Below are 11,040 nucleotides of genomic sequence, written 5' to 3' on the forward strand. Positions count from 1 at the left end.
GTCCGGGCCGAAGGTCTCACCCTTCCCCGCCGATGTGCTGGCCAGGGTCGAAGCCATGCGCGCCGCCCATTCGGCACTGCCGATGCCGGTACGGGCCGGCCGTTCGATCGGCATCAAACGCAAATAGGGCGAAGCCGACACCTTCTCGTTCCCGGCGTCAAAGCCACACCGGCAATCTAAAATCGCAGAACCCTCCCATCGGCCGGCAGCAGTGCTTGAAGCGGCGCGGCGCCCTCGTTAACCTTACCAAGGTTTTAACGGGAACAAGCCATCTGAGCCGTTGCGCGACTCAGCGGGTCGGTCGAAAACGATCCGCATCGAGGTAGCGACACGGGCGGCGCGGCGCCGGTTCGAGGAAAGTGCATGAAAACCGACATCAAGGTCGAGGTGGACAGGCTGGCTGCCGATCCGCGCATCACCGACTATGATTTCTGGCGCTCGCTCAAGAACGTCAACAACGAGATCTTCCACATCGCCAACAACAACGAGCCGATCCCGTTCGACATGATCCGCTGGCGCGCCATCCTGAAGCAGGCGCGCATGAAGCGCGGCCACGCATAGGTTCCTCTCCTGTAGGTCAAGCCTGGCGCCTCAACGCTCCCAGCGCCGAGCGCGCCACCACCGGCGACGACTGGATGATCGCCGTATTGGTCATCGCATAAGGAATGATGCGGTCGATCACCCGCTCGAGTTCGGCCACCGAGCCGACATGCGCCAGCGCGATGAAACAATCCTCTCCGGTCACCCGGTCGCATTGCACGATCTCCGGCAGTTCGCGGATGATCTCGGCCACGAGGGCCAGTTGCCCCGGCACCGGCCGGATGCGCAGCCACGCCGACAGCGGCAGGCCGAGTGCCGCCGGGTTGATCCTGACCGAATAGGCCTCGATGACGCCGCTTTCCTGCAGCCGCTTGATGCGCTCGGCCACGCTCGGCGCCGACAGACCGACTGAGCGTGCCAGCTCCGCCGTGCTGGTGCGCGCGTCCTTCTCCAGCAGACGCAGGATCTTCATGTCAGAGACATCGAGGTCGGCACTTTCAGTTCGAAGGCGCTTCATGGGAAATTCCTTGCTTCTGAGAGAAATCTCGCCAGACGAGCCCATCATCACTCATATAAACCGGCAAATATGCCTGCGATACTGAGCCGATGAATGATCAAACGCAAGCTCTTACGGCAGATCCTGCCCCCGGCAACCCCACCCTGGCCAGGCTGACGGAAAAATTGCCGCCGCATGTCTGGTTCGCCGTCAGCGCCGTCTTCCACTATCTCGGGCCGGCTTTCGCCGTGCTGCTTTTCCCGCATGTCGGCGTGCTCGGCATGGCGTGGCTGCGCATCGCCACGGCAGCACTCATCTTCGCACCCCTGACCCGTCCATGGCGAAGCTTCGCCCGCGCCGATCGCTCGACAAGGCTGCTGTTGCTGGCCTTCGGCGCCTGTCTGGCGGTGATGAACTGTTCGTTCTACCTGGCGCTCGACCGCCTGCCGATCTCGCTGGTGGCGGCGATCGAATTCGTCGGCACCATCGGCGTCGCGGCGATCGGCCTCAGGAGCCCGCGCAATCTTGCCGCCCTTGTCGTCGCCGTCGCTGGCACCTTGCTGCTCATCGACGTCAGATGGTCCGACAATCCCATCGGGCTGTGCTGGGCCTTCCTCAACGGCGCGCTGTTTGTCGGCTACATCGTGCTCGGCCACCGCGTCGCCGCGTCAGGCGTAGGCGCCGGCATCGCCGGCCTGGGTGCCGCCATGGCGATCGCCTTCATCGTCGTGCTGCCGATCGGCCTCACCGATGCGCTGCCGGCCTTTTTCTCACTGCCGCTGCTGTTCGCCGCCATCGGCGTCGGCATCTGCTCCTCTGTCATTCCCTGCATCTGCGACCAGCTCGCCATGTCGCGGCTGCCACGCGCCAGCTTCGCGCTGATGCTGTCGCTGCTGCCCGTCACCGCGACGCTGATCGGCGTCGTCGTGCTGCGCCAGATGCCAAGTTTTACCGATTGCCTCGGCATTGCGCTGGTGGTCGCCGGCGTCGCCTTCCACAAGCCGGCGAACACGGATTAGACGAACGCCCTATGCCAGTTTCTGCTTGAGGAAGGCGATCGTTCTGCCCCAGGCCAGGTCGGCCGCCTTCTTGTCGTAGCGCGCTGCCGACGTGTCGTTGTTGAAGGCATGGTTGGCGCCTTCATAGACATAGACCGTGTATTCGACATGCGCCGCGTCGAGTTCCTTCTTGAAGGCGTCGATGCCGGCATTGATGCGCTCGTCCAGTCCGCCATAGTGCAACAGCAAGGCCGCCTTGATCTTGGATACATCGGCGGCCTTCGGTTGCATGCCGTAATAGGCAACGCCGGCACTGAGATCGGGCGCGTTGATGGCCAGCATGTTGACCGTGCCGCCACCCCAGCAGAAGCCGATGGCGCCGACCTTGCCGTTGCCGTCCTTGTCGCTCTTGAGGAAAGCGACGGTCGCGACACCGTTGGCGATGGTCTGCGCCGGATCGAGCTTGGCGAACATGTCGCGCGCCTTGTCTTCATCGGTTGGCGTTCCGCCGAGCGGCGACAGAAAATCCGGCGCCAGCGCCACGAACCCCTCCAGCGCCACGCGTCGCGTCACATCGCGGATATGCGGGTTGAGCCCCCTGTTCTCATGCACGACGATCACCGTGCCGAGCTTGCCCGCCTTGTCCACCGGCTTGACCAGGTAGCCCTTCATTTCGCCGCTGCTGCCGGGATAGCTGATGTCCTCGCCCTTCACCCGCGGATCGTTGTCGGCGACAACAGCCGCTTGCGCCGAATTTGCCGCCAGAAGCGGCGCGATCGCGGCCGCCGCCGCACCCGATCCGGCAAGCCGGGTCAACTGCTCCATGAACCGGCGGCGATCGAGCGTCAGATGCGTGTATTCGTCATAGGCGTCGATCATCGCCTGGGTGATGGCGGGCTTGGCGTCGGGTTTCGTCATGGATAGGTCCTCTGCTTCGGGCTTTAATTCCCAGCTACATAGGGACCAAGCCGGCATGATCCAGTCGAGCACTCATCGCGGCCGCCGATTGCCTCAGGGCGCAGGGCGCCGGCCGCGCCCGAGCAGTAAAGCCGGCGCCATGCGCGGCCGTGTCATCACTTTTTGGTCATTGGCGATAAATCCTGCTGGCGCTGCCACAATCGTGAGGGAAGGTGGCTATCGCCCAGTATCTTGGCCGTGTGCCCACACGTCAGACCCAGAAGGAAGCGATGACCATGACCATGCCTTCCCCGATCCTCGCCAGCGCGCTCGTCCTTTCGGCGAGTGCCGCTTTGGCCCTGTGCTCGATGGTTCTGAACGCAGGCAGACGATCGTTGATCAGGGTCCGCACTGAGCGGAACCGCAACACGAAAACCCAGGGCTGAGTGACGCCATGAACGTCCAGGACATCGTCAACACCGTTTCGCAGAAGGCGGACCTCGACCAGGCGACGACGGAGAAAGTCGTCGGCACCATCTTCTCGGTGCTCGAACACGAGGCGGAAGGCACCAGCGCCTCGGCGTTCTTCGCCAGGATCCCCGGCGCCGACGACCTCGCCCATCAATATGACGTCATGGCTGCCGCTCCGGCCGGCGGCGGCGGTTTTTTGTCGTCGTTGCAGGGCGCGCTTGGCGGCGTTCTCGGCGAGAAGGCCGGCGCGCTGATCAACGGCGTCGCCGCGCTCAAGGCATCCGGGCTCGACATGGCGCAGATCCAGAAGGCCGGCGCGACGCTGATCCAGCAGGCCGAAGCCGCCGCCGGCCCCGACCTGACCAACAAGGTGCTCGGCTCGGTGCCCAGCCTGAAGGGCCATCTGGGGATTGGCTGATCGACAATCGGGCCGATCGGAAGATTTGCCGCCCCTCATCGCCCAGTCGGGCACTTTTCCCCGTCACTATGCGGGGAAAAGATACCGGCACAGATGATGGGCGGCGCGACCTCTGAGAGATCGCGCGCCCTGCGCCCCTACTTCGGCAGCGCGTAGGCGATCACATAGTCCCCGGGCTTGGTGCCGACCGAACCGTGGCCGCCGGCGACGATGACCACGAACTGGCGGCCGTCGGCCACCGTATAGGTCATCGGCGTCGATTGCCCGCCGGCCGGCAGCCGCGCCTGCCACAGCTGCTTGCCCGATGTCAGGTCGTAGGCGCGCAGATAGTCGTCGACCGCCGCCCCCAGGAAGGCGACGCCGCCAGCGGTGATCATCGGCCCGCCAATGCCCGGCACCCCGACCTTCAGCGGCAGCGGCAGCGGCGTCATATCGTAGACGGTGCCGTTGCGATGCATGTAGGCGATCTTGCCGGTCCTGAGATCGGCGCCGGCGACATAGCCCCAGGGCGGCGCCTGGCAAGGAATGCCGAGCGGCGACAGGAACGGTCCCATCACCACCGCATAGGGCGCGCCCTCGTTGCGGTTCAGCCCCTGCTCGCTGCCGCGCCCTTCGTCCGGTGGCGGCACCTGATCGCGCGGAATGAGCTCCGACTTGAACGCCAGATAGGTCGGCATGCCGAACAGCACCTGCCGGACCGGGTCGACGGCGACGCCACCCCAGTTGAAGGTGCCGAAGTTGCCGGGGTAGATCAGCGAGCCCTGGACGGAAGGCGGCGTATAGCGACCCTCATAGCGCAGGCCCTGGAATTCGATCCGGCAGGCCAACTGGTCGAACATGGTTAGGCCCCACATGTCGGCACCGGTGAGCGGCTTCGGCATGAAGGTAAGGTCGGAGACCGGCTGCGTTGGCGATGTGTGGTCACCTTCGATCGCGCCGCCGGGCGCCGGCACTTCGTTGACCGCAATGACCGGCTCGCCGGTGCGGCGGTCGAGCACATAGAGGTCGCCCTGCTTGGTCGGCCCGACCAGCGCCGGCACCACCGTGCCGTCGGGTTTGGTGATGTCGATCAGGCTCGGCTGCGCCGGCACGTCCATGTCCCAGAGATCGTGGTGCACGGTCTGCCGCACCCAGCGCACCTGCCCGGTGTTGAGGTCGAGCGCGGTGATCGACGACGAGAACTTCTCGACATTGGCGCTGCGCCCGGCGCCGAGCTGGTCCGGCGTCTGGTTGCCGAGCGGCACGTAGAGCAGGCCGAGCTTCTCGTCGGCGCTCGGCGTCGACCACATGTTGGGCGAGTTGGCGGTATAGGTCTGGCCGGCCGGCAGCGGCGTTATCTGGTCCGGATTGCCGGAATCCCAGTTCCACACCAGCGCGCCGGTGGCAGCGTCGTAGGCGCGGATGACGCCGGATGGCTCCTGCGTCGAATAATTGTCGTTGACCGCGCCGCCGACGATGATCTTGCCGGCTGAGATCAGCGGGGCCGAGGTCGAGTAATAATAGCCCGACTTCGGATAGGGCATGTTGGTCAGAAGGTTCAGCGTGCCGCCCTCGGCGAAAGCCGGGCAGATCTGCCCGTTGGCGGCATCGAGCGCGATCAGCCGCGCATCCGAGGTCGGCAGATAGACGCGGGTCGCACAGGGCTGCCCGGCGGCGCCGGCGGCATCGGCGTAATAGGCCACGCCGCGGCAGGTCTGGTGCTGGCGGTCCTTGTCGAGCTTGACCTTGGGATCGAAGCGCCATTTCTCCTTTCCGCTCGCGGCATCGATGGCGATGGCGAAATTATGCGGCGTGCAGATGTAGAGTGTGTCGCCGATCTTCAGCGGCGTCACCTGATAGGTGGTCTCGCCGACATCGTCGGGACCCTTCACATCGCCGGTCTGGTAGGTCCAGGCAGGCTGCAGCTTGGCGACATTGTCCGGTGTGATCTGGTCGAGCGGCGAATAGCGCTGGCCGAACTGCGTGCGGCCGTAATAGTGCCATTCGCCGGCCGGCACATCATTGCCGAGATTGGCGTTGGCGACCACCTTGTCGGTGCCGAGTTCGCCGGCAATATCCTTCGGATCCGAAGTCATCGAATAACCGGCGACGGCCAATGATGCCAGCACGGCAAGGATCAGCGGCGCGCGCCCGTCAGGGCCGACGAGACCCCGCCTCGCCCACGGCGTCAGCAGCCAAAAAGCGAGAAGCACGATGATGCCGCCGCGAGGCCCGAGTTCCCACCAGTCGAAGCCGGTTTCCCAGACCGCCCAGGCCAACGTGCCGAGCACGATCACCGCGTAGAGCCACAAAGCAGTCGACCTGCGCCGGTAAAGCAGCCAGGCGGCGATCAGGAAGGCAAGGCCGGCAACGACATAGTACCAGCTGCCGCCCAGCATCGCCAGGCGGATGCCGCCGCCGCCGAGTGCCAGGCCGATGAGGAAAAGAATGAGGGAGGTGATGGTGACAGCCAAGATGATACTCCTTCGACTGTTGCGCTTTGCGGCGCTGCCATGGCAACCCGGCATTGCGTCGCTGCCCGAAGCACAACTTTCTCCCGACGGTCCCGCCTGTCAAGCATGGGCCTCAAGCGCAGGCGGTAATGGTCCATCGCCATTGGGATAACATCGACCGCACTGGGAGCGTGGGCAGCAATCGGGCACTTTAGCGGAACAAAACGTAGACAGTTCTGGTCTTTCCCCACCGAATCACTACATTCGGGGCGATGTCCGGCTTTTCCGAAGACATGCCCTTTTTCGACGAACCCAATGCGCGGCCCACGGCCCCGTCGGGCATCGCCGCGCGCGCCATGGCTGCCCGCAGCGGACACAACAACGCACCCGACTATCTGAAGGGCCTCAACCCGGAGCAGCGGCTGGCGGTGGAAACCACCGAAGGCCCGGTTCTGGTGCTGGCCGGAGCCGGCACCGGCAAGACCCGCGTGCTCACCACCCGCATCGCTCACATCCTCGCCACCGGCAAGGCGTTCCCGTCGCAGATCCTCGCGGTGACCTTCACCAACAAGGCCGCGCGCGAGATGAAGATCCGCATCGGCGTCCTGATCGGCGAAGGCAACGTCGAGGGCATGCCATGGCTCGGCACCTTCCACTCGATTGGCGTGAAGCTGCTTCGCAGACATGCCGAACTCGCCGGTTTGCGCTCCGACTTCACCATCCTCGACACCGACGACGTCGTGCGGCTGATCAAGCAGCTGATCCAGGCCGAAGGTCTGGACGACAAGCGCTGGCCGGCCAAGCAGTTCGCCCAGATGATCGACGGCTGGAAGAACAAGGGACAAGGCCCGTCCGACATCACCGAGGGCGACGCCCGCGCCTTCGCCAACGGCAAGGGCCGCGAACTCTACAAGGCCTATCAGGAGCGGCTGAAGACGCTGAACGCCTGCGATTTCGGCGACCTGCTGTGCCACCCGATCCGCATCTTCCGCGCCAATCCGGACGTGCTCAAGGAATACCACAAGCGCTTCAAATACATCCTCGTCGACGAGTACCAGGACACCAACACCGCCCAGTACATGTGGCTGCGCCTCCTGGCGCAGCGGCCTCAAGGCAAGCCGATCTCCCCCCTTGAGGGGGAGATGTCCGGCAGGACAGAGGGGGGCGCCTCGCGCCGACAGGCTGGAGGGACAGCGCCCCCCTCTGTCGCCTCCGGCGACATCTCCCCCTCTAGGGGGGAGATTGGGCGCTCTTCGGCCGAAACCCGCGCCACCGTAAACATCTGCTGCGTCGGCGACGACGATCAGTCGATCTATGGCTGGCGCGGTGCCGAGATCGACAACATCCTGCGCTTCGACAAGGATTTTCCCGGCGCCACCATCATCCGGCTGGAGCGCAACTACCGCTCGACCGCGCACATCCTTGGCGCGGCCTCCCACCTCATCGCCCACAATGAGGGCCGCTTCGGCAAGACGCTGTTCACCGACCGGAACGATCCGGAGGACGGCAAGGTGCATGTCCACGCCGCCTGGGATTCCGAGGAAGAAGCGCGCGCCGTCGGCGATACCATCGAGACCTACCAGCGGCAAAAGCACAATCTCAACGACATGGCGATCCTGGTCCGCGCGTCCTTCCAGATGCGCGAATTCGAGGACCGTTTCGTCACACTCGGCCTCAACTACCGCGTCATCGGCGGCCCGCGCTTCTACGAGCGCATGGAAATCCGCGATGCGCTGGCCTTCTTCCGTGTCGTCGCCCAAGGCGCCGACGACCTCGCCTTCGAGCGCATCGTCAATGTGCCGAAGCGCGGCCTTGGCGAAGCCACCATCCGCCAGATCCACGACACCGCGCGTGCGCTGCGCATCCCGATGCTGGAGGCCGCCGCCAAGCTGGCCGAAAGCGACGAGTTGAAGCCGAAGCCGCGCGCTGCCTTGCGCGAGGTGTCGGCCAATTTCGAGCGCTGGCAAAAGGCGCTGGAAACCACGCCGCACACCGAGCTCGCCGAGACCATCTTGGAAGAGAGCGGCTACACCGACATGTGGAAAAACGACCGCTCGGTCGAAGCCCCCGGCCGGCTGGAGAATTTGAAAGAGCTGATCCGTTCGATGGAGGAGTACGAATCGCTGCGCTCCTTCCTTGAGCATGTCGCACTCGTCATGGACGCCGAGCAGAATGCCGGGCTCGACGCCGTCTCGATCATGACGCTGCATTCGGCCAAGGGCCTCGAATTCGAGACCGTCTTCCTGCCCGGCTGGGAGGAAGGCCTGTTCCCGCACCAGCGTGCGCTGGATGAAGGCGGCCGCTCCGGGCTGGAGGAAGAGCGCCGCCTTGCCTATGTCGGCCTGACTCGTGCCAAGAAGAACCTGCATCTTTGGTTCGTCTCCAACCGCCGCATCCACGGCCTGTGGCAGTCGACCATCCCGTCACGCTTCCTCGACGAACTGCCGGAAGCCCATGTCGAAGTCGCCGAAAGCGGTAACTCCTATGGCGGCTACGGCAATTCCTATGGCGGCGGTTCTTTTGCCTCCGGTCGCGGCGGCCAGGGCGCGGGACGGCAAAACCCCTATGGCGCCTCGCGCTTCGACAATGTCGGCGCCGATACCGAAAAATCCGGCGCCTTCTCCAACACCTATGCAACGCCGGGCTGGCAGCGCGCGCAGGCCAACCGCACCGAGGCGACCGACCGCAACTGGGGCTCGCGCTCCGGCCACCAGGTCGAGCGCATCGGCTATGGCGAGACGGACAGCGGCTACGGCGCCGGCCGCACCTCGGTCAAGGGCCGCACCATCGATGGCGAACTGGTCGCCAAATCCGTCGCCGACAAGCCATCGCCCTTCAACGTCGGCGACCGCGTCTTCCACCAGAAATTCGGCAACGGCAACATCTCGGCCATCGAAGGCAACAAATTGACCATCGACTTCGACAAGGCCGGCCAGAAACGCGTTCTGGACGGGTTTGTCGCGGCGGTGTGAAGATGGCGTTTTCCCGCGGACAGCTCCCACCTTCGTCATCCACGGGCGGAGCAGGAGCGAAGCGACGTCGCGGAGACCCGAGGATCCATGCCGTGACCTTGGCCGTGGAGTGCAGCGGAGCAGAATTCTGCACCGTAGTGACGCGTTGAAGTTGCGGCATGGATCCTCGGGTCTGCGCTGCGTCGCTACGCTCCTTGCTTCGCCCGTGGATGACGAAAACGATGAGCGCCGGCGCCAATCGTCAAGGCATGCGATCCTCCAACGAAACCCTCACCGATACCGCGCCTGGTTCCACTTATGACCGAGCAGCGACAGGATGATGATTAGGCCGTTGAAGAACTGCACGTAGAAGCCGCTCAATCCTGCCGCCACGACGCCGGTCTGGATGAAGGACACGGTGACAGCGCCGATGGCGCCTCCGACCACGGTGCCGATGCCGCCCCAGGTCGGCGTGCCGCCGACGAACACCGAGGCCAGCACCGGCAGCAGATAGCCATCACCGGCGGTCGGCCACCAGGTGAAGTTGATCATCACCGAGAAGGTGCCGGCGATCGCGGCCCCGATGCCGACGAAGACAAACACTTTCACCCGCACGCGCTTGACGTCGATGCCCATCTGCTGGGCGCTGTCGGGATTGTCACCGACCACCCTCACCTGCGCGCCGAAGCGGTGGCGGTTGTAGAGCATCGCCGACAGCACGACGAAGCCGATGGCCCAGAAGATCTGCACCGGAATGCCCAGGAGCTGGCTGGAGAAGATCGTATAGGCCCAGCTGTCGCTGAGGCTGGTCAGCGCCATCGACTTGCCTTCGTTGATGATCTGGATCAGGCCTCGCAGCAGGAAATTCATGCCGAGCGTCGCGATCAGCGACGACAGCCCGCCATAGACCACCAGCGACCCGACCAGGAAGCCGAGCAGCATGCCGGTGACGAGTGCGGCGGCGATGCCGAGGAACGGATTGTAGCCGGCCTGCACGACCAGCGCGAAGACCCATGAGGCAAAACCCATCGTCGCCGGAAACGACAGGTCGATCTCACCGCAGGTGACGACGAAGACCAGCGGCACCACCACGAACAGCGCAACGGGGAGCGTGGTCAGCACCGAGCGGTAGAGATACCAGGTGGTGAAGACGGTCGGGTTGGCGATCATGAACACCGTCATCATGACGATGAACACGGCGAGCGTGCCGAGCGCGGCACGGTTGTCGAGGATGAAGCCGCGCATCCAGTGATCGGAAGGGTGTTTCCACTCTTTCTGGGCACTGGGGCGGGCAATGCCGGCGGACGGCTCGTGCAGATCTGGCTCCATGGTCTTGCTCATCGTGCTCTCTGCTCCGCGTCGCCGGCATCGTGCAGTCCGGCCAATCCGCCGGGATGCGCGACCTCTTCCATGAAGTTGATGAGATCTTCGGCCGACTTGACCTCGCTGCGGTCGGTCGTCAGTGCGACCTTGCCGCGATCCAGCACGACGAAGCGATCGGCGATGTCGAAGACATGATGGATGTTGTGGCCGATGAACAGGATCGAGCGGCCGCTCGCCCGCACCTGGCGCACGAAATGGAACACCTTGGCGGTTTCGGTCAGCGACAGCGCCGTCGTCGGCTCGTCGAGGACGATCAGCTCGGCCTGCTTGTAGATGGCGCGGGCGATCGCCACGCCCTGGCGTTCGCCGCCCGAAAGCTGGCCGACGATCGACTGCGGCGTGAACACTTTCGAGGTGAAGCCGATCTCGCGCATCAGCCGGCTCGCTTCCTCGATCTCCTTGTTGACCCTGAGAAAGCCCATGAAGCCGGTCAGTTCGCGGCCCATGAAGATGT

Annotated in this window: 9 protein-coding genes and 1 pseudogene; 5 read left to right on the plus strand and 5 right to left on the minus strand. The window is 64.6% G+C overall.

Translation table 11 applies throughout. From position 1 onward, the window contains the following. Both EN906_RS38190 and EN906_RS09925 read left to right on the plus strand, forming a co-directional pair. Window positions 1-127: pseudogene (locus EN906_RS38190) on the plus strand (thioesterase); the annotation flags it as partial. Window positions 128-363: 236 nt separating this feature from the next. Continuing rightward, on the plus strand, window positions 364-561 hold the full coding sequence (locus EN906_RS09925; protein ID WP_013531006.1) for a hypothetical protein: 198 nt from the start codon (window positions 364-366) through the stop codon (window positions 559-561). A 16-nt stretch (window positions 562-577) separates the two neighbouring features. Here EN906_RS09925 and EN906_RS09930 read toward each other — a convergent pair whose 3' ends face one another. After that, window positions 578-1,057, minus strand: coding sequence for an Lrp/AsnC family transcriptional regulator (locus EN906_RS09930; protein WP_127269207.1), 480 nt, complete (start codon window positions 1,055-1,057; stop codon window positions 578-580). Window positions 1,058-1,146: 89 nt separating this feature from the next. On the opposite strand from EN906_RS09930, the gene EN906_RS09935 reads away from it, so the two are divergent. Further along, window positions 1,147-2,055 (plus strand): DMT family transporter, encoded by a 909-nt coding sequence (locus tag EN906_RS09935; RefSeq protein ID WP_127272567.1) that lies wholly within the window; start codon window positions 1,147-1,149, stop codon window positions 2,053-2,055. Window positions 2,056-2,064: 9 nt separating this feature from the next. On the opposite strand, the gene EN906_RS09940 is transcribed toward EN906_RS09935, so the two are convergent. Then, window positions 2,065-2,952, minus strand: a complete 888-nt coding sequence (locus EN906_RS09940) for a dienelactone hydrolase family protein (protein WP_127272568.1) — start codon at window positions 2,950-2,952, stop codon at window positions 2,065-2,067. A gap of 433 nt (window positions 2,953-3,385) precedes the next feature. On the opposite strand from EN906_RS09940, the gene EN906_RS09950 reads away from it, so the two are divergent. Continuing rightward, window positions 3,386-3,820 (plus strand): hypothetical protein, encoded by a 435-nt coding sequence (locus EN906_RS09950; protein ID WP_127271113.1) that lies wholly within the window; start codon window positions 3,386-3,388, stop codon window positions 3,818-3,820. A gap of 137 nt (window positions 3,821-3,957) precedes the next feature. Here the strand turns inward: EN906_RS09950 and EN906_RS09955 are convergent, their stop codons facing one another. Beyond that, window positions 3,958-6,273: a glucose/quinate/shikimate family membrane-bound PQQ-dependent dehydrogenase gene (locus EN906_RS09955; RefSeq protein WP_127273330.1), complete on the minus strand. Its 2,316-nt coding sequence runs from the start codon at window positions 6,271-6,273 to the stop codon at window positions 3,958-3,960. A gap of 251 nt (window positions 6,274-6,524) precedes the next feature. Between EN906_RS09955 and EN906_RS09960 the strand changes: the two genes are divergently transcribed. Further along, complete coding sequence (locus EN906_RS09960) at window positions 6,525-9,224, plus strand: UvrD-helicase domain-containing protein (RefSeq protein ID WP_127276953.1); 2,700 nt, start codon at window positions 6,525-6,527, stop codon at window positions 9,222-9,224. Between the two features lie 270 nt (window positions 9,225-9,494). Here EN906_RS09960 and EN906_RS09965 read toward each other — a convergent pair whose 3' ends face one another. Both EN906_RS09965 and EN906_RS09970 read right to left on the minus strand, forming a co-directional pair. Then, the gene (locus EN906_RS09965) at window positions 9,495-10,544 is read right to left on the minus strand and encodes an ABC transporter permease (RefSeq protein WP_127269008.1); all 1,050 of its coding nucleotides are present in this window, start codon (window positions 10,542-10,544) and stop codon (window positions 9,495-9,497) included. Then, window positions 10,541-11,040 (minus strand): ATP-binding cassette domain-containing protein (locus EN906_RS09970; protein WP_164777145.1); only part of this gene is annotated, 500 nt, incomplete at its 5' end. The genes EN906_RS09965 and EN906_RS09970, both read right to left, overlap by 4 nt.

This window comes from Mesorhizobium sp. M7A.F.Ca.CA.004.06.1.1, assembly GCF_003999135.1.
GTDB lineage: Bacteria > Pseudomonadota > Alphaproteobacteria > Rhizobiales > Rhizobiaceae > Mesorhizobium.